Source organism: Bradyrhizobium sp. SZCCHNRI1029, from assembly GCF_032487555.1.
Classification (GTDB): Bacteria; Pseudomonadota; Alphaproteobacteria; order Rhizobiales; family Xanthobacteraceae; genus Bradyrhizobium.
In genome coordinates, this window is record NZ_JAUEUK010000001.1 from 611,986 (window position 1) to 629,689 (window position 17,704).

The 17,704-nt window shown below is 64.1% G+C and carries 16 protein-coding genes and 1 pseudogene; 3 read left to right on the forward strand and 14 right to left on the reverse strand.

What is annotated here, in order from left to right:
* Nucleotides 1-22: 22 nt before the first annotated feature.
* From QW861_RS02890 to QW861_RS02920, 7 genes and pseudogenes are all read right to left on the reverse strand, one after another.
* A complete protein-coding gene (locus tag QW861_RS02890) occupies nucleotides 23-1,321 on the reverse strand; it encodes an MFS transporter (protein WP_316192680.1) in 1,299 nt (432 codons plus the stop codon).
* Nucleotides 1,322-1,586: 265 nt separating this feature from the next.
* A complete protein-coding gene (locus QW861_RS02895) occupies nucleotides 1,587-2,456 on the reverse strand; it encodes a transporter substrate-binding domain-containing protein (RefSeq protein WP_315749812.1) in 870 nt (289 codons plus the stop codon).
* A pseudogene (locus tag QW861_RS02900) lies at nucleotides 2,453-2,575 on the reverse strand (MBL fold metallo-hydrolase); the annotation flags it as partial. The pseudogene QW861_RS02900 and the gene QW861_RS02895, both read right to left, overlap by 4 nt.
* A gap of 159 nt (nucleotides 2,576-2,734) precedes the next feature.
* Nucleotides 2,735-4,171 (reverse strand): MmgE/PrpD family protein, encoded by a 1,437-nt coding sequence (locus tag QW861_RS02905; RefSeq protein WP_410052321.1) that lies wholly within the window; start codon nucleotides 4,169-4,171, stop codon nucleotides 2,735-2,737.
* 17 nt (nucleotides 4,172-4,188) lie between these two features.
* On the reverse strand, nucleotides 4,189-5,646 hold the full coding sequence (locus QW861_RS02910; RefSeq protein WP_316192682.1) for an MmgE/PrpD family protein: 1,458 nt from the start codon (nucleotides 5,644-5,646) through the stop codon (nucleotides 4,189-4,191).
* Nucleotides 5,636-6,667 (reverse strand): PdxA family protein, encoded by a 1,032-nt coding sequence (locus tag QW861_RS02915; protein WP_315718521.1) that lies wholly within the window; start codon nucleotides 6,665-6,667, stop codon nucleotides 5,636-5,638. Before QW861_RS02915 ends, QW861_RS02910 begins: the two co-directional genes overlap by 11 nt.
* A 5-nt stretch (nucleotides 6,668-6,672) precedes the next feature.
* Nucleotides 6,673-7,983, reverse strand: coding sequence for a cation:dicarboxylate symporter family transporter (locus QW861_RS02920; RefSeq protein ID WP_316192683.1), 1,311 nt, complete (start codon nucleotides 7,981-7,983; stop codon nucleotides 6,673-6,675).
* A gap of 136 nt (nucleotides 7,984-8,119) precedes the next feature.
* Here QW861_RS02920 and QW861_RS02925 point away from each other — a divergent pair, with 136 nt between their 5' ends.
* On the forward strand, nucleotides 8,120-9,055 hold the full coding sequence (locus QW861_RS02925; protein WP_316192684.1) for a LysR family transcriptional regulator: 936 nt from the start codon (nucleotides 8,120-8,122) through the stop codon (nucleotides 9,053-9,055).
* A gap of 272 nt (nucleotides 9,056-9,327) precedes the next feature.
* Complete coding sequence (locus QW861_RS02930) at nucleotides 9,328-10,860, forward strand: PLP-dependent aminotransferase family protein (RefSeq protein WP_315749805.1); 1,533 nt, start codon at nucleotides 9,328-9,330, stop codon at nucleotides 10,858-10,860.
* Between the two features lie 121 nt (nucleotides 10,861-10,981).
* Here the strand turns inward: QW861_RS02930 and QW861_RS02935 are convergent, their stop codons facing one another.
* The 3 genes from QW861_RS02935 to QW861_RS02945 form a co-directional block, all read right to left on the reverse strand.
* Entirely contained in the window at nucleotides 10,982-11,626 is a 645-nt protein-coding gene (locus QW861_RS02935) for an FMN-binding negative transcriptional regulator (RefSeq protein WP_315749804.1), read from the reverse strand.
* Nucleotides 11,627-11,696: 70 nt separating this feature from the next.
* Entirely contained in the window at nucleotides 11,697-11,843 is a 147-nt protein-coding gene (locus tag QW861_RS02940; RefSeq protein WP_409998619.1) for a rubredoxin, read from the reverse strand.
* Nucleotides 11,844-12,099: 256 nt separating this feature from the next.
* Entirely contained in the window at nucleotides 12,100-12,525 is a 426-nt protein-coding gene (locus QW861_RS02945; RefSeq protein ID WP_315749801.1) for a DUF6194 family protein, read from the reverse strand.
* Nucleotides 12,526-12,608: 83 nt separating this feature from the next.
* Between QW861_RS02945 and QW861_RS02950 the strand changes: the two genes are divergently transcribed.
* Nucleotides 12,609-13,181 carry a PadR family transcriptional regulator gene (locus QW861_RS02950; protein WP_315749800.1) on the forward strand — a complete coding sequence of 191 codons (573 nt, stop codon included), beginning with the start codon at nucleotides 12,609-12,611 and terminating at the stop codon, nucleotides 13,179-13,181.
* 213 nt (nucleotides 13,182-13,394) lie between these two features.
* Here the strand turns inward: QW861_RS02950 and QW861_RS02955 are convergent, their stop codons facing one another.
* The 4 genes from QW861_RS02955 to QW861_RS02970 all read right to left on the reverse strand — a co-directional run bounded on the left by QW861_RS02955 (nucleotide 13,395) and on the right by QW861_RS02970 (nucleotide 17,581).
* A complete protein-coding gene (locus tag QW861_RS02955; protein ID WP_315749798.1) occupies nucleotides 13,395-13,877 on the reverse strand; it encodes a hypothetical protein in 483 nt (160 codons plus the stop codon).
* Between the two features lie 38 nt (nucleotides 13,878-13,915).
* Nucleotides 13,916-15,520, reverse strand: coding sequence for a glutamine-hydrolyzing GMP synthase (guaA, locus tag QW861_RS02960; protein WP_316192685.1), 1,605 nt, complete (start codon nucleotides 15,518-15,520; stop codon nucleotides 13,916-13,918).
* 402 nt (nucleotides 15,521-15,922) lie between these two features.
* Nucleotides 15,923-17,224, reverse strand: a complete 1,302-nt coding sequence (locus QW861_RS02965; protein WP_316192686.1) for an RsmB/NOP family class I SAM-dependent RNA methyltransferase — start codon at nucleotides 17,222-17,224, stop codon at nucleotides 15,923-15,925.
* A gap of 15 nt (nucleotides 17,225-17,239) precedes the next feature.
* On the reverse strand, nucleotides 17,240-17,581 hold the full coding sequence (locus QW861_RS02970; RefSeq protein ID WP_316192687.1) for an MAPEG family protein: 342 nt from the start codon (nucleotides 17,579-17,581) through the stop codon (nucleotides 17,240-17,242).
* Between the last annotated feature and the right edge of the window lie 123 nt (nucleotides 17,582-17,704).

A 17,704-nucleotide genomic window follows, 5' to 3' on the forward strand; every position in this document is an offset into this window, starting at 1 on the left:
AGGCGTGTCGTTCTCAGCCTCCTCATTCCGACGGCCGCGCTTGGAGGTTGCCGAGATCTCCCGGCTGCCCTGCTTGCGTCTCCAACGGAATCATGCGCTGCAGGTCAGCGCCGCTCGTCTCGGGCAAAGCCATCGCGGCGATGAAAGCGAGTCCATAGGCGGCGAGCGCGCAAAGGCCCATCGACAAGCCAAGAGGATGCGACGCAGCAAGCACGCCCACGGTCGCAGGCACGACCGAGCCGAACCCGCGCCCGCCACCGAGGCAGAAGCCCTGCCCGCTCGCACGAATCTCGGTCGGAAACAATTCGGCAAAGGTCGGCAACATTCCTGATGCCAACCCACCCTGGAACGCGCCCAGAAAAAAGCTGAGCAGGATTGTCGTGTTGGCGCCGATCGGTGCTAGTAGATAGATGCTCGCGTTCACGGCCTGGCATAGCAGGAAGATCATGAACGCGGGGCGCCGGCCCGTGCGATCCGAAAGCCAGCCATAGAGCAACGGTCCGACCAACGAACCCAGGATGTTCATGGCAAGATAGCCTGCACTGCTCCCCACGGTCAGGTTGAGGACGGTGCGCAGATAGGTCGGCAGCCACGTGATCATCACATAGGCACCGCCGAAAATGCCGGTGGCCATCGTGACCGCCGCCACGGTACGCCGCACATGGGCCCTGGTGAAGATCGTCCAGGCGGGCCGTCCGGCTGTCTTGTCCGCGCGGCTTTGACGATAAAGCCCGGACTCCGGCACAAGGCGGCGGATGAAGAACACGAGAAAGGCCGGCGCGATGCCGACCGCAAAGAACACGCGCCAGCCGAGCTCTTCAGGAAACAGCGATGAAATGACGGGGAGCAGCGCGACGGAAATCGCATAACCCACCGCGTAGCTGCTCTGCACCGACGCGGCCACCCGGCCGCGCAGCGCGGGCCTGACGACCTCGCTGATCAGGACGCCACCCACGGCCGCCTCACCGCCGTAGCCGAGGCCCTGGAGAAAACGCACGATCAGCAAGTAGTTGAAGCCGGTCGCGAAAGCCGATGCGAGCGTGAACAGGGCAACCCAGAGGATCGTCAGTTGCAGGACCTTGATGCGGCCGATGCGATCGGCAAGGATCCCTCCGCCCCAGCCACCGATGGCTGCACCGACGAGGGCTGCGGTCGCGAGATAGCCGGCTTCAGGACGCGTCAGTCCGATTGTTGCAATCAGCGCCGGGATGACCAGCGCATAGATCGTCGAATCGAGCGAATCGAGACCAAAGCCCGCGAAGCAAGCCCAATACGTCCGGCGTTCGACCTCGTCGAGTTCGGAATACCAGCCCAGTTTCATGATCGTTCACTTTCAGGCCAGGACTCGAACCAGATGCGCTTCTTCGTTGGCCGGGAGAACAAGCGCGAGTGCAGTACAATCGGGTGGCCGCATGGACCATGCAGGCGCACTTTCCGCGCGTGCCTGCCGGTCGTGTCCATCATGATTGCCGACAGCTTCATCGCCCGCCGATTGGAGATAGACGGAATTCCAGGACAGCCAAAATACGATTTGGCCTTGGCGCTCATAAGCGAAAGATATGGCTTGGCCGGAGCTCACCGCGGCATCACGGGGCGACCTTGGCGGTGACAAATCCACTTTGATCGAGCGCCCGGCGTACTGTGCCATTCGCCTTGGCATCTGCAAGAAATCCGGCCGCCCACTCCCGCGCCGTCACTTTGCCCTTCGGGACGACCACGACGACGCCCGTTGATTGGATGACCTCTTTCAAGACCCGGCTGCCCGGCAGGCGCCGCGACAGCTCCTCCAGTGCTTCCATGCCCATGGCGAGGGCGTCGAGCCGACCCTGGCCGATCAAGTCAGCGGCCGCTTCGGGTTTTACGAATTTCGTAACGCTGGCACTTTTCATGCTCGCCTCGACCGTTCTGGACGTCGAGGTGCCTTCGATGCAGCCAACCCGGATTCCCGGACGGTCGATATCGGCAACGGAGATGATGTCTGATCCGGCTCGAATGAGATACCCGCTCATGTAGGCGACATAAGCGGGTCCCTGATCGACGAACTGCTCCCGCTTGCGATCCGCCGGCATGAAGGACAGATCCCACGCCCCTTTGCTGCCGGCGGCCGCGATTTCGTCCGAGCTCTGATAGTCTACGAGCTCGAGTGGCACATTGAGCTTGCCTGCGGCCGCCTTCGCAAGTTCGACTGTCACGCCGACAGGCTTGCCTGTCGCCGGATCGCGTGTCGTCCAGAACGCCGAGGCGGCCGGCCCGACCGCAACAGCTACGCGCAACACGCCGGCCGGAGCGATCTCGCGCGCATCCTGCGCAGCTGCTCCCGCCATCATGGCCCAGAAGCCCAAGCCAAGGCTTGCGATGGCAAAGCCAAGCGATGCGAGCGGACCGGTCGATTTCATGCGTGGTCTGGCGCGATCCGACATCGGTACCGCCGTGCTGACAATGTGCCGGTCTTTCATAGCGTCGGATTCCACGATGATGGGATCAGCCGATAGCCGGCGCCGTCTTTCTCGACGCGTCCGACCGACGGGAACGCGAAGTGGAATCCGATCACGGTCGCCTTCTCCGCTGCCGCATCAGCCTCAGCTTCATGTCTCGTCCCTCCCGCTTCGTCTTCTTTTTTCGTCAATCCGCAGAATGCACCGGAGAAGACCGAGCCGACGAGCCGCCCGCCGCGCCGCCAAGGGAATGGATCAGACGATGATGTTCCGTCGCTTCTCATCGCCGTGACAGCCGATCACGCCGCGAATAGTGCGCGCAACCGGCCGATGTCGTCGATTTCTTCGAGCCGCCCAACCATGTCGATCAGCTTCTCCGTCTTCTCACGCCCCAGAACGGGCGTCATCAGATCCCTGGTCTTGACGTTGACGGCCTCCGTGCCCAGCGGATTCTCCTTGGTGCCCGGCGGGTGTCTGGTGAAATGATCGACCTTGCGGCCATCGACCAGAGTCACCTCGACGATCGCACCGCGTGGCGCAGCCGGATCCATCAAGCCCTTGTCGCCTGCGAGCGTCACCTTCGCCCGTTGCTCCAGGATCGTCGGGTCGCGCATCAGCGCGACATCATGACTGTCTCCGAACGAGACCGCCCCCTTGACCAACGCAAGCGCGACGAGATGCTGACAGTTCACGTCGGGCATGGCGCTGTCGCCGACGATGCCCATCGCGTCGGTCGGAAGCTTGACCAGGATGCTGCGGACGTTGTCTGGAGTGAGCCCTTGCTGTCGGCGCAGCGTGAGCAGCGCATCCAGCGGCGACTGGATCGGATAGCCGACCGAAAAGGTCTTGATGGCCGTCTCCGTGACGTAGAAGCGGCTGCCGAGATCCCTGACCATCTCCTCCGGCTTCGGATCGCTCGACAGCGCGATGAACAGGTTGTGGGTGCCATCGAGCACGTCATCGACGCCGGTGAGCCCGGCCATCACCATGTCGACCGCCATGACACCGTTGCGCGCGCCCATTCCGGCGAAATCGAATGCCTTCTCGATGTGGTCCGTGTCCTTGACCCAGCTCCACAGCCCCGAGACTTGCTGCGCCGAATAGGAAATGGCGTGACGCATGCCCCTCTCATCGAGCCGCGCCAGCGAGGCCGCAGCGCCGAGCGCGCCGAATGTCGACGACGTGCCCTCGGCACTGCGATGCGAGCCGCGTACCAGGTCCGGCCCGAGCGCCATCAGAAGGCGGCAGGTCAGGTCATAGCCGAGCACAACGGCGCGGATCACGTCGCGCCCATTGCGATGCTCCCGTTCAGCCATAGCGAGCGCGGCGGGGATGACCGCGCACCCCGGATGCGCCTTGGTGACCGGTTCGAAATCGTCGGTCTCGTCGGCGTGAGCGCACATGGCGTTTGCCATCGCCGCATTGACGGCCGTCGTCCGGACGTCGGAGCCGGCGACGGACGCCTGCGGCTCGCCGCCGAGGCTGCGCACGTATCTCAGCGCCATCTCGCCCGGATGCATACGCGCACCCGAGACGATCGCACCGAGCGTGTCGAGAATGCGGTGCTTGCATGCGAGCATCACCTGCTCCGGCAGCTCCTGGTCACGCGCCGCAACCATGTAGCGCGCCAGGCGCTCGGTCACGCCCGGGCCGGCGGCCTGGGAGAAACGGATCGGCATCGCCGAGATTGCAGCAAACGCCCCCGCCGATTGCAGCAGACGGCGGCGCGACGGCATGGCGCTCCTCGCCATCGTCAGGCCGACGCCGACATCTTCGCGATGTCGGCAGCATTCGACACACTCTCGACATTCCAGCAGGCGTCCATGATCCGCCGGATCGACGCCGCCGGAACGATGCCGTCGGCGAGGTCCACGAACTTCGCCTCGAGCTGCTGGTCGGTCATCGGCACTTCCACGCTGCCGACGGCGTGCTCGATGCGGCGGCTGAGCTTCCGCCCATCCTTCAGCACGATCGTCATCTCGACCTGCTCCGGCTTGATCTCGGGCGTGATGACCGGAATGACCTTGCTACGCAGCGACAGCACCGTCGGATCGGTTACCGCGCGATCGCTGAACTGCTTCTCTCCGCCCGCGCCTTCCACGATCGCCACGGCCACCGCGTGATAGATGCTGAACTTGCCCTCGAGCCCCTGCTGCGGCGTCTTTTTGCCGGTCAGCTCGAGCACGAGCGGGTTGACCTTGAGATCGACATGGTCGATCTGGTCGGCCGTCAGCCTGTTCTCGTTGCGCAGCTGAATCGCAGCGTCGATCGCCGGATGCAGAACGATGCCGCAGGCGAACGGCTTGTAGGTGTTGAGGGCGGCTTCGTAACGCTTGCCGAGATCGCCGACGATCTCGCCATAGTCCTGCTTCGTGCTGATCGTGTTGGCCCAGCCGCGCTTCGCCTCGATCATCCCGTCCGACGACGTGAAATTCTTCGACGCCAGAAGGGCGGCAAATATGCCGTTTGACGCCGCACGGCCGGGGTTGAAGCTCTTGTTCATGGACCCGAACGATTCGCGCAGGCCGACCGGCTGCGACGCGGCGAGACCCAGCGCCCAGGTCATCTGCCGCTCGTTGAGCTTCAACAGCTTGCCGGCAGCCGCAGCCGCACCAAACACCCCGGCAGTCCCGGTGATGTGCCAGCCGACATCGTAGTGGTTCGGATAGACGGCGTTGCCGATCCTGCACTCGGTCTCGACACCGAGGACGAGCGCATTCAGGAACTCCTTGCCGGACACCGGCTGCATTTCCGAGAGCGCAATGATCGCCGAAACCACCGGGCCGGCCGGATGGATGATCGTCTTCAGATGGGTGTCGTCGAAATCGAAGATGTGGCTGGACACGCCGTTGATGAAGGCGGCGTTCATGATGTCGAACCGCTCGCGCCGGCCGAACAGCGACGCCTGCTGCGGGCCGGAGAACGGCGCCAACGCCGCGACCGCGATATCGACCGTTTCGTGTCGCGACCCGCCGATCGCGACGCCGACCCAGTTCAGCAGCGTCCTCACGCCTTCCTTGCGGACCTTGACCGGCAGAACATCATATCCCGCCGAGACGATGTACCGCGCAAGCGTACGCGTGACCTCCTTGGGCGGCGCCGCGGCGGGCGCCGCCGGTGCCTGAGCCTGTGCAAATGCCGTAGTCGCGCCGACCGCGGACAAGGGAAGAGCGGCGGCGGCCTGAAGCAGGGTCCTGCGATCAGTGTGCATGTGACATCTCCCGGGCTTTGAACGAGGCCAATTGCGCGGCGAGCCGGACCGCGCTTTCGAGCGCGCCGGTGTCTGCGACGCCCTTGCCGACGATGTCGAACGCCGTGCCGTGCGAGGGCGTGGTGAAGACGGTCTCGAGGCCGGCCGTGACGGTCACTCCGCGATTGAAGCCGCGCAGCTTCGTCGCGATCTGCCCCTGGTCATGATACATCGCGACGACGCTGTCGAACTCGCCGGCAAAGGCGCGAATGTAAACCGTATCCGCCGGATACGGACCGCTGCAGACAATGCCCTGTTTCGCAATCGCCTCCACCGTCGGCTTGATCATCTCGATCTCGTCGCGACCGAACAAGCCGCCCTCGCCGGCATGCGGATTCAGTGCGGCCACGGCGATCCGCGGCGCGGCGACTCCGGATCTCCGCATCATCCTGTCGACGAGGACCACCGCATCGGTGATCCGCGGCGGGCTGATGTCGTTCAGCGCCTCGCGCAGGGACTGGTGCCCGGTGACGCGCGACATCCATTGTCCATCCAACACGTTCATTTCAGAAAAATACGTACGGTGCCCGAGCAGGTCCGCGAACATCTTGTGCTCGTCCGGGTACCTCCAGCCGCCGTCGAACATCGCCCGCTTGTTCAAGGGCGCGAAGGTGATGGCATCGATCGCGCCGTCCTTGGCGAGATCGATCGCCCGCGACAGCGTCTCTCCGGTGAGCCGCCCGGACTCGGCGCTGGCCTTTCCGATCGGGTGCCTCGACGGGTCGGTGTTGCCGAGATCGATCAGCTGGATCTTGCCGGAAACCCAGGAAGCCTCGCTGGGTGAGCCGATCCGCTCGATATCGAGGCTCACGCCGGCATGCGCCATTCCCATCTCCAGCACGCGGGCATCGCCCACCACGACGAGGCGCGCCGCATCGGCCAGCCGGTGATCGGAGAGGATTCGCGCCGTCTGCTCAGGACCGATACCGGTGCAATCACCGGGCACCAGCGCCACGATCGGCAAGTCTTCACTGAGAACCATGGATCCTACTTCGCTGCTTTCATCTGGACGACCCGCCCCCAATCGTCGCGGTCGAATTCACCATCCCATTTCGCCACCACGATCGCGGCCACTGCGTTGCCGATGGTGTTGGTGATCGCGCGCGCCAGCGACATGAAGCGGTCGATTCCGAGCAATAGCGCGAGGCCTTCGACAGGCAGCCCGGCCGCAACGACAGTCGCCGCCAACGCGGCGAACGCTCCGCCCGTGACACCGGCTGCGCCCTTGCTGGTGAACAGCATCACGACAAACAGGCTCAACTGCTGCGCCGTGCTCAGCTCGATGCCGTAGACCTGCGCCACGAAGATCGTGCTCAGCGGCAATGTCAGCGCCACGCCGTCGAGATTGAAGGAATAGCCGGACGGAATGACGAGACCGGTCACGGCGCGTCCCACCCCCGCCCTTGGCAGCTTCTCCATCATTCCGGGAATCGCCGTCTCCGACGACGACGTTCCGAGCACGACGAGAAGCTCGGGGCGCAACAGCCGGAGCAGGTCCATCAGCCGGATGCCGACCAGACGGCAGATCATTCCCAGGACGACGAAGATGAAGAACGCCATCATCGCCCAGGCCGTCCCGACCAAGAGCGCGAGGGCGTACAATGTGGCGGCGCCGAATTTGCCGACCGTGAACGCCATGGCGCCGAAGGCCCCGATCGGTGCCAGCATGACGACGACATGGACCACGCTGAACACGAGCTCGGTCAACCGCTCCATGCCCGAGCGCAACGGCAGCGCCTTCTCGCCGAGCATCAGGAGGCCAATGCCGCACAGCAGCGCGAGCACGAGAACCTGAAGCACGTCGCCGCTGGCAAAGGCGCCGAAGAAGCTTTCGGGGATCATGTGCTGGATATAGGCCGACAACGAGCCGACATGGGTCTGCGCATAGCGGGCCACGGCTTCGGCCTGTTGCGGGGTGGCGTGCGCCACACCCGCGCCGGGCTGGACCCATCGCACCACGATGAAGCTGAACAGCAGGCAGAGCGTCGTGACGATTTCGAAATACAGGAAGGCCTTGAGTCCGATGCGCCCGACCGCCTTCATGTCGCCGACCTGCGCGATGCCGGTCACCACGACCAGGAACACCAGCGGCGCAATCGTGACCTTGATGAGCGAGATGAAGCCGTCGGCGAGCGGCTTGAATTCGAGTGCTGCAGCCGGGAACAGCGCGCCGACGAGTGCGCCGAGCACGGCGCCCGCCACGATCAGGACATAAGGCTCCCGCCAAAGCGAGCCGGCACGGGGGGCAGCAGCCTGCGTCGGGAGCGCCTCGGACAAAGGAGTCGTTGTGATCGTCAATTCCGTGTCCTCCCGCCTCGCGCTCTTTGGCGCTGCAAACAGCGTCTCCGCGGCCCTTATCTTTGGCCTGACATTGGACCAGCCGGTGCCGCGGTGCTAATGCCGTATTGGAATAATTCAATAACGAGCTGGCATCATGGACCTGAGCTGGATCGAGGATTTCCTCGCCATTGCGGAGGACGGCGGCTTCTCCCGCGCAGCGCTGCGCCGGCACGTGACGCAGCCGGCCTTGAGCCGGCGGATCAAGTCGCTGGAAGCGTGGCTTGGAGCGCCTCTGTTCGAGCGCAGCACGCATGTCGTGAAGCTGACGCCGGCGGGGGAGAGTTTTCGTCCGGTGGCGGAGGACGTCATTCGCAGGCTGTCAAACGGCCGCGAGGAGGCCCTGGAAGCGGCGCGCCTCAAGGCCGAGACCGTTCAATTCGTCGCCACCCACGCACTGTCGCAGACGTTCTTTCCGGACTGGATCCGCCGGGTCGACCGCGCGCGATCCGGATCCGCCGTTCAGCTCGTGGCGTCGAACTTCGCCGGGTGTGAGAAGCTCCTGCTCGATGCCCATGCGCATTTCATGCTGGCGCATTACCATCCATCGCTCGCCAGCCGTCTAAATAACGATCGCTTTCAGCGCATCGACCTCGCCGACGACGTCCTGGTCCCGATCAGCGCGACCGGTTACAAGGCCGTCGCGCGCAGCGGTCGCCGCCGACAATCGATGCCGCGGTTTGCGCTGCCTGGCTCTGCGGACAAACCGCTGCCTTATCTCGCCTATCATCCGGGTTCAGGCGTGGGCCGCATCGTGACCGCCTTCCTCGCGACGAAGCAGCCAAGCGCCATGCTGCTCCCCAGCTTCTCAGCACCGGTGATGCTGCTCATCAACATGGCCCGAGAAGGCCGCGGGATCACCTGGGCTCCACGCAGCCTGGTCGAGCTCGATCTCCAGAGCGGCCGATTGGTGAGAGCCGGCCCCAAGGACTGGGACATCAAGATCAGCATATGCCTCATCCGCGCGCGGGCGCGGATGATCCATGCCGCTGAGAGCCTTTGGAGCACGGCAAGGAAGCTGGCAGCGACTTAGCCAATTGGCGAAGATGGCGGCATAGCCAGCGTTGCTGGTCAGCCCACACAGGGCTTCGGCGTCGCGCTCCATCTCCGCATGTCCAGCGCCTCTTCGACCCGCTACCAGCGGCAGGTTCCGGTATGCGAATTCGTAGCCCGATACCCTGATCGGGTTCTTTCTCAGTTCAAACCTTCGCAAACCCTCGCAATTGGAGCGAATCCGACACCGGCGTCTGGAACTGATCTATTGTTTGGTCCAAGATTCGGGAGAACAGTTGGACCAGAGAACCGATGGCACGACGCCGAACCATCATCGCAATTCCCTCGCTGGGCTCGCTCGACCGGACTGCCGGCCGCGTTGGATACCAACTGACTCAAGCGCTTCGCGAGGCGATATCGAAGGGGATCCTGAAGCCTGGCGAGCGACTGCCATCCACTCGCGCCCTTGCCAATTCATTGCAGCTCGCGAGAGGAACCGTCATCGAGGCGTTTCATCAGCTCCATGCAGAAGGCTACCTCGAGGCCCGGGCCAGAGGCAGCACGATCGTCGCGAACGTCAATGCCGACACCGATTTGATGACCCGCGCTCCGGCATCGATCGAACGCGCGGACCCCAGTCCTCTGTTGCCGGAGAAAGTCGCCCGTCTTGCTGAGGTCGCGCGGACTCTCCGGCCTCAAGACCCGGCGCCGTTTGCGATCGCTCATCCCGCGGGTGCAGTTGCCCCCGGCGACCAATGGCGACGGCTTGGCAATCGCGTCCGGGCTCTGCGGGCAGCCGCCCCGTCGGGCTACATTGATCCGAAAGGATTACCCGATTTGCGGATCGCGATTGCCGAATATGCACGGAAGGCTCGGGGCGTGAAATGCGAGCCCGATCAGGTCATCGTTACGGCGGGCACGCAACAGGGGCTTTTCATATCGGCGACCGTTCTTCTCTCTGACGGCGATGCCGTGTGGGCCGAAGACCCGGCCTACCCCGGCATCATCGCCGTGCTCGAAAACTTCAATGTCCGGACTTTCCGGATTCCCGTGGATGATCAGGGCATCGACGTCCAAGACGGTCTCGTCCAGTGCCCGAACGCCCGGGTCGCTTTCGTCACACCTTCGCATCAGTATCCGTTGGGCATGCCCATGAGCATGGCGAGACGCACCGCGTTGCTGTCGTGGGCGCGGCAGAACAATGCCTGGATTGTCGAAGACGACTACGACAGCGAACTTCGCTACGCCGGACATCCATTTCCATCGTTGCAGGGACTTGATCCCGCGCGCGTCGTGTACCTTGGGACGATGAGTAAGGTCATGTTCTCCTCGATGAGGATCGGATATGCGATCGTTCCCCCTCCCCTGGTCGACGCGTTCGCTGGCGCGCGCGCCCTCATCGATCGCCATTCGCCGGCGGTCGACCAGCACGTCCTCGCGCAGTACATGCGCGAAGGCCATTTCGAAGCCCACATCCGGCGCATTCGCGGCGCTTACGCAGAACGACGCGCCGCCCTGATCTCCGCCCTTGTCAAGGACCTACCGTCCTGGGCAACGCTGCAGCCGAGCGACCAGGGCATGCACCTGTTACTCTGGCTTCCGCCCGGCCTCGACGATCTCACGATCGCGGAGCAGGCGCACAAAGCGGGGCTGGTGGTGCGACCGATCTCGCCCATGTACCATGCGACCCCGCCTCGTGGCGGACTCATGCTCGGGTTCGGCGGCTTTTCGATTGCGGAGCTACAGTCCGCCGTCGTCCGCCTCAGAGGTGTCCTCGATGCATGCGTCGCAGCCAAGGGGACGGCTCGCCCATCCAAGCCCGCGCCGCTGAAGGCGGTCAGATAGGGAGACAGTCGCTCATGCTCACACCGGCGCGCCGGACGTCTCCTCGCACGGCATGGGGACGCTGACAAATACGAAAGCTGGATCGCTCGCGCGTTGCTCTTATCACCTGATTGCCGCGTCTCTACTCCTGGCTTGCCTTGACGGCTGCGGCCGCCAGCATGGCGTCTCCGATGGCATGCTCGCCTCGTTCTTTCAAGGCCTCGCCTGCGGAGCGTATGTCCCGCACCTCCTTGTTCTGGCTCAGCTTGGATTTTCCGACCAGGTTCGTGATTGCGATCTCCAGCCCGACGATCGCCTTGAGCATCGTGTCGATATAGTCCTTCGGACCGTCAGTCATCTTCCAAGGGACCGGTTGAGACGCTTCATGCTTCCGTGTCAAACGGGCGACATTGCCACGCACGTAACGTTCGTCGTCGTGAATGGTCACGCGCCCGTACGCGTGCGCGACGAGATAGTTCCAGCTCGGCACCTGCTTGTGGAAATCCCGCTTGCTCGGGTACCATTGAGGGGAGATATAGGCGTCAGACGCGCGGAACACCACGAGCACCTCAGCGCCAGTGTCCAGATCCCGCCACACCGGGTTCGCGCGCGCCACGTGGCAGTGCAACGTTCCCCACTGCCCCTGCGCTCTGTTCAGCTCGAACGGAATATGATTGGCGTCCAAGCCGCTCTTGCCGTGCGTGATCAAAATGCCAAGCGGATTCTTTTCGATCAGATCGCAGAGCATCTCAGGACGGGCTTCGTCGAAGTGCGAGGGAACGTACATTGCAACTCCTTCGGCAGGAAGAGAACGCCACGTCACCGTTGACGGTCACGCAGCCATTGTCGGGATTTGTTCAGACCTCGACCATCGCGAAGTCGCTCTTGCCTGCACCACAGTCGGGGCAGATCCAATCCTCGGGCACGTCCTGCCAACGCGTGCCGGGTGGAATGCCGTCGTCGGGCCATCCGTCGCGTTCATTGTAGACGAGTCCGCAGAGCACGCATGTCCAACTCTTGTAGACCGGCGCTTCAGCGGTCGTTTCGGAGTTCGGGTGAGCGCTGTCCCTGCTCATGATGGCTTGCCCTTGTGTCAGGAGGCGGTTCACGAGCGATTTAGGTCAGGCCTGCCCCATTCAACAGTGCCAGTTTTTGGCATTATCACTGGACCAGAATTGTCCTTGATGCGGCAGACTCGATGCTTTGCCTGAAGATGAGCTGCTCGTCGCCATTGCCCCTCTCCGAACCACTGCGCTGCAGTCACCAGCTATTCGGCCGAAGCTCTCGAATTTTGCGTGCTCGGGCCAATAGCGTCTTGCACTTTGGCCACACAGAGTCTGGGTTTATCACGCTCACCCAGCGCATCGCGCCATAAACCGGATGAGGGAAGAACGTGTCTGACGCCTGATAGTCAAAGCTCGCTTTTTGGAGATCAGCCTTACCTCTGATTTCCGGAAAGAGACTTTGAAAGGTCTCCTTGTCGGTCGCAAAATTCAGGCGGTATCTGCCCTCGCGGTTCAGTTGCGAGGAACTATCGTGATCTTCGTCACGGGTCACGATAGTCGCGAAAGGGAATTTTGTGTTGCCGTCCGCAAGGAAATACAGGTCAGGCGTGGTGTCATGAACCTCGACGTCATCGAATTCCGTTTGAATCCAGTCGCAAATGTCTTTGAGCGCAATTTCCACAACGATCTCCTTAGGTAGCCAAGTTTGGCTACCAATCTAGCGCGGGAAGTCAAATTTGTCTAGTCTGGAGGCGAAAGGTCCGTATGATGAATGTAGTTAGACTGCTGGTGCTGGGAGTGATCCGGGAACTCGGGCGTTGCCACGGCTACGCCATTCGGCAGACGTTGGAAGAATGGCAGGTGCAAACGTGGAGCCGGCTGCATTCAGGCTCCATCTATCACGCGCTGCAGCAGCTCGCAAAAGAGGGCCTGCTAGAAAGCGGCGCTCCCGAACCGGGCAACCGAGGCCCAGGAAAGCTGACCTTCGCGATAAGCGGGGCCGGAGAAGTCGAGTTTCACGACCAGTTGCGACAGGCCTTGGCCAGCTTCGACCTCATCGAGTTGAGCGCGGGCATCGCGTTCGTCGGATGCCTACCGGCAGCCGAAGCCAAGTCCCTAATTTCTGAAACCATCGACCGCTTGAGGGACAACGCAGAACGTTTGGCGCTCATCGCCTCTTCGGTCCAGCCGAGCGTCAAGCCGCCCCGCACAAAGAACCTGCTTGATCTCTGGCGTGCAAATTTGGCGACGACAGCTACATCATTGGAAGAAATCCGCGGCACGCTGCATACACTCGCCGCGCCGCCAAAACGTGCCCGCACGACCCGTAGCCACTGAATAACTGCCATGAGAAGCTATCCGATTTGTACGCTATAGCCCGATATCACCGCATGCATTCACGCTGGGGCTTCAAATCGAAGATCTATCGTCTCTATCTCCAAATATCAAAACACTGGAGATACGGTATGAGCGCCGCGCAGCATGTCGCCCGCAGGACAATTCTCATTACGGTGACAGTGCACAAAATTAAACACCCGCCCCGCAGCGCCGTCAGATCAGCACCTTGAACGACGCCATGAACTTCCGGTCTGCCGCATCCCAGCCCTCCAGCGGTTTGCGTTTCATGACCTGCACGAGGAAGGTGTGCGGTCCGGAGACCGTCGTCAGGCCGCCTCCCCAGACCTTGTCGCTGCTGAAGGTGAAGCGCTTGGCGGGGAGCATCGCGCCGCTCGCCGACTTGAACTCGGTCTTGTCGATCGAGAGGAATTCGCCCGATACGCGCTCCACCAGTCCGTCGAGCATGGACTGCATCATCAGGGCTGGCTTGCCTTGGATCGGCCAGGACGCATGGAAAACGGCGAAGGCCTTGTTGCCGTCCTTGGCGAGAAACGTCGTCGACGAAAGTCCAAGCAGGCCGCTCGACTTTTCCTCCGGCGACGTCGGAAATTCGACCGAGAAGAAATGCTCGGCCGGGGCGAACACGCGGCCGGCGAAGGCCGGGGCCGGGATAACGGCGCCACTGAGGATGGCCAACAGATGGCGTCGCGATATCCCGCTCATGACGGCCTACCCTACTCCCACTCAATCGTCCCCGGCGGCTTTGATGTCACGTCGTACACCACCCGGTTCACGCCCTTCACCTCGTTGATGATGCGGGTTGCCGTGTTGCCGAGGAACTTCATGTCGAACGGATAAAAATCCGCGGTCATCCCGTCCGTCGAGGTGACGGCGCGCAGGCCGACGACGTAGTCGTAGGTGCGGCCGTCGCCCATGACGCCGACGGTCTTGACAGGGAGCAGCACGGCGAAGGCCTGCCAGATGGTGTCGTAGAGGCCGGCCTTGCGGATCTCGTCGATGTAGATGGCGTCCGCCTTGCGCAGGATGTCGAGCTTGTCGACGGTGATCTCGCCGGGACAGCGGATGGCGAGGCCAGGGCCCGGGAACGGGTGGCGGCCGACGAACACGTCGGGCAAGCCGAGCTCGCGGCCGAGCACGCGGACCTCGTCCTTGAACAATTCGCGCAGCGGCTCGACCAGCTTCATGTTCATGCGCGCCGGCAGGCCGCCGACATTGTGGTGCGACTTGATCGTCACCGAGGGGCCGCCGGTGAAGGAGACGCTCTCGATCACGTCGGGATAGAGCGTGCCTTGCGCCAGGAAATCGGCGCCGCCGATCTTCTTGGCCTCCGCCTCGAACACGTCGATGAAGAGTCGTCCGATAGTCTTGCGCTTCGCTTCCGGGTCGGTGACGCCCGCAAGTTCGCCGAGGAAGAGCTTCGAGGCGTCCACATGCACCAGCGGGATGTTGTAGTGGTGCCGGAACAGATCGACGACGGTCTCGGCCTCGTTCAGGCGCAGCAGGCCGTGATCGACGAACACGCAGGTGAGCTGGTCGCCGATCGCCTCGTGGATCAGCACCGCGGCGACGGCGGAATCGACGCCGCCGGAAAGGCCGCAGATCACCTTGCCTTGACCGACCTGCGCGCGGATCTTCTTGATCTCCTCGGCGCGGAAGGCGTGCATCGTCCAGTCGCCGCCGAGGCCGGCGATGTTGCGGACGAAGTTGCGGATCAGCTTGGCGCCGTCGGGCGTGTGCACCACCTCGGGGTGGAACATCAGGCCGTAGTATTTGCGCCGCTCGTCCTGGATCACGGCGAACGGCGCGTTCGGCGAGACGCCGGCGACCGAGAAGCCCGGCGGCATCTGCGTGATGCGGTCGCCATGGCTCATCCACACCTGGTGCTGCTCGCCCGGCTGCCAGACGCCGTCGAACAGGCGGCTCGATGTCTTGACCTCGACGTCGGCGCGGCCGAACTCGCGGTGGTGGCCGCCCTCGACGGTGCCGCCGAGCTGGGCGGCCATCGTCATCTGGCCGTAGCAGATGCCCATCACGGGGACGCCGCTCTCGAAGATCAGCTGCGGGGCGCGCGGGGAGCCGGCCTCGTGGACGGATTCGGGGCCGCCGGAGAGGATCACGGCCTTCGGGTTCATCTGCCGGAAGGCGGCCTCCGCCTTCTGGAACGGCACGATCTCGCAATACACGCCGTCCTCGCGCACCCGGCGCGCGATCAGCTGCGTGACCTGGCTGCCGAAATCGACGATCAGGATCTTGTCGTGGAGCGCGGCCACGGAGGTGTCGGCGGCGGCGCTGGCGGGGGTGTTGGGCTGGGCTGTCATGGCAAGGAATTACGCCGAGAGCACGAGTCCCGCAACCCTTCGCCGGGGTTGACGCCCTTTCCTCCCCGTCATTCCGGGGCGCGCGGAGCTCGAGCCCGGAATCCATAACCACGACCGGGAGTATGGATTCCGGGCCCGCGCCAAGGGGCGCGTCCCGGAATGACAGCGTGCTTGTGGCAACGCCGTCATACCCCGCGAAGGCGGGGTATCCAGTACGCCGCGGCGTCTCGGTCGGACACGACCGGCGGGTGGATTACTGGGTCCCCCGCTTTCGCAGAGGACGACGGTGGAGGATGCCGCGGCTGCCTCCTCCGTCATTGCGAGCGCAGCGAAGCAATCCAGAGTCTCGCGCGCAACCCTGGATTGCTTCGCTGCGCTCGCAATGACGGCGGTGGGTGGAGTTTAGGCCTGCTTCTTCAATACCGACACGAAGAACCCGTCCGTACCCGTCCGGCGCGGGGTCATCAGCCAGCCCTCCGGCGTCTTCAGCGCGGCCTCGGCGAAGGCCTCGGCCTTGTCCCAGAGGACGGTGGCGGTCTGCTCCGGGGGCTGGATGGCGAACTCCGGGTGCCGATCCACGAAGGCGCGGACCTGGTCGCCATTCTCGGGCTGCAGCACCGAGCAGGTGATGTAGGCGATGCGGCCGCCGGGCTTGACCAGGGAGGCGGCGCGGTCGAGCACTTCGGCTTGGTCCTTCAGCCGGATCTCCAGCGCGCCGGGGCGCATGCGCCATTTGGCGTCGGGGTTGCGGCGCCAGGTGCCGGTGCCCGTGCAGGGGGCGTCGATGACGACGAGATCGGCCGAGGCCTTGATGTCGGCGAGCGGGTCGGCGTCGCCCTTCGGGCTGCGGACGTCGGCATTGTGGACGCCGGCGCGCGACAGCCGCTCGTGGATGGGCGCCAGCTGGCGCTTGTCGTGGTCGGTGGCGATCAGCCGGCCCTTGCCGCCCATCATCGCCGCCAGGGCCAGCGTCTTGCCGCCGGCGCCGGCGCAGAGGTCGATGACCTGCTCGCCGGGCTTGGCGGCCGTGAACAGCGCCGCGAGCTGCGAGCCCTCGTCCTGGACCTCGATGCCGCCCTTGATGAAATCCTCCTCGGCATGGATTCCGGGATTGCGGGCGTCGGCACCGAGCGTGATGCGCAGGCCGATCGGCGACCACGGCGTCGGCACCGCACCGAGATGCTTCAGCGAGGCCTGCACCTTCTCGCGCTTGGCCTTGAGCGTGTTGACGCGGAGGTCGAGCGGCGCGCGGCTGGCCATCGCCATGGCCTCGGCGACGCGGTCGTCGCCGAACACCGCAGTGAGATAAGGGTCAAGCCAGTCGGGATAGTCGCCGGCGACCGGCGGCGGCGCGCCCTCGGTCGTGCGCGAGGCCAGCGCCGTCTCCTCCTGCGCGGTCAAGGGCGGCGGCGCGAAGCGGCTGCCGTCGCACATCGCCGCGATGGTCGGCACATCGAGGCCGCGCTCGAGCTTGAGCATGCCGAGCACCCGCGCCCGCGCCGTGTCGTCCTCCATGACATAGGCGCTGGAGGCACGGCGGCGCAGCACGTCCCAGACCAGGCCCGCGATGGCGGCACGGTCGCCGGAGCCGGCGAAGCGGTGGCTGGTGCCCCAGTCCTTCAAGGCCTTGGCCGCCGGCGCCCTCTGGGCCTCGATGGTCTCGATGATGTCGATGGCGGCGGACAGCCGGGCGGCGGGGGTCATTCAGGAGGTCCAGTTCTAGATCAGGAGAAGGATCTTGAGGGCGAAATACAGCCACATCGCCAGCAGCACCAGCGCCGAGGCGGTCCAGGCGAGGCCGCGCTGGCGGCTGTCCTTGGCGCCGCTGACGAGGCCGGCATCGACGAAGCGGGTCACCACGAACACCCAGGACAGCAGCACGATGACCAGATCGGCATGCCGCAGCGGCAGCGCAATCGCGATCAGCGCGTAGAACAGGGTCGGCAGGCCGAATTCGTCGGCGACGTCAGCGGTTTGTGCCCGTGTCCTGTTCCAGAACAGCAGCGCGAAGGTGAGCCCGACCTGCACGAAGACGGGCAGCAGCACCATGGTCAGCGACATGGAAATCCCCCTTGGGAAAGTCGAAGGCCCGGCATGATGCCGGGCCCTCGTGGATGAACCGGTTCCCTCAGGACTCCCGATAAGCGCCCGTGGTTCCCGCTTTTTTCCAGACAGGCTTAAGAA

Excerpts from the sequence above, each read along its gene's own strand:
- QW861_RS02915 (WP_315718521.1), bottom strand. The coding sequence starts at position 6,667 with ATGGTTCTCAGTGAAGACTTGCCGATCGTGGCGCTGGTGCCCGGTGAT.
- QW861_RS02925 (WP_316192684.1), top strand. The coding sequence starts at position 8,120 with ATGGACCTGAGCTGGATCGAGGATTTCCTCGCCATTGCGGAGGACGGC.
- QW861_RS02965 (WP_316192686.1), bottom strand. The coding sequence starts at position 17,224 with ATGACCCCCGCCGCCCGGCTGTCCGCCGCCATCGACATCATCGAGACC.
- QW861_RS02930 (WP_315749805.1), top strand. The coding sequence starts at position 9,328 with ATGGCACGACGCCGAACCATCATCGCAATTCCCTCGCTGGGCTCGCTC.
- guaA (WP_316192685.1), bottom strand. The coding sequence starts at position 15,520 with ATGACAGCCCAGCCCAACACCCCCGCCAGCGCCGCCGCCGACACCTCC.
- QW861_RS02970 (WP_316192687.1), bottom strand. The coding sequence starts at position 17,581 with ATGTCGCTGACCATGGTGCTGCTGCCCGTCTTCGTGCAGGTCGGGCTC.
- QW861_RS02950 (WP_315749800.1), top strand. The coding sequence starts at position 12,609 with ATGATGAATGTAGTTAGACTGCTGGTGCTGGGAGTGATCCGGGAACTC.
- QW861_RS02935 (WP_315749804.1), bottom strand. The coding sequence starts at position 11,626 with ATGTACGTTCCCTCGCACTTCGACGAAGCCCGTCCTGAGATGCTCTGC.
- QW861_RS02890 (WP_316192680.1), bottom strand. The coding sequence starts at position 1,321 with ATGAAACTGGGCTGGTATTCCGAACTCGACGAGGTCGAACGCCGGACG.
- QW861_RS02895 (WP_315749812.1), bottom strand. The coding sequence starts at position 2,456 with ATGAAAGACCGGCACATTGTCAGCACGGCGGTACCGATGTCGGATCGC.
- QW861_RS02905 (WP_410052321.1), bottom strand. The coding sequence starts at position 4,171 with ATGCCGTCGCGCCGCCGTCTGCTGCAATCGGCGGGGGCGTTTGCTGCA.
- QW861_RS02910 (WP_316192682.1), bottom strand. The coding sequence starts at position 5,646 with ATGCACACTGATCGCAGGACCCTGCTTCAGGCCGCCGCCGCTCTTCCC.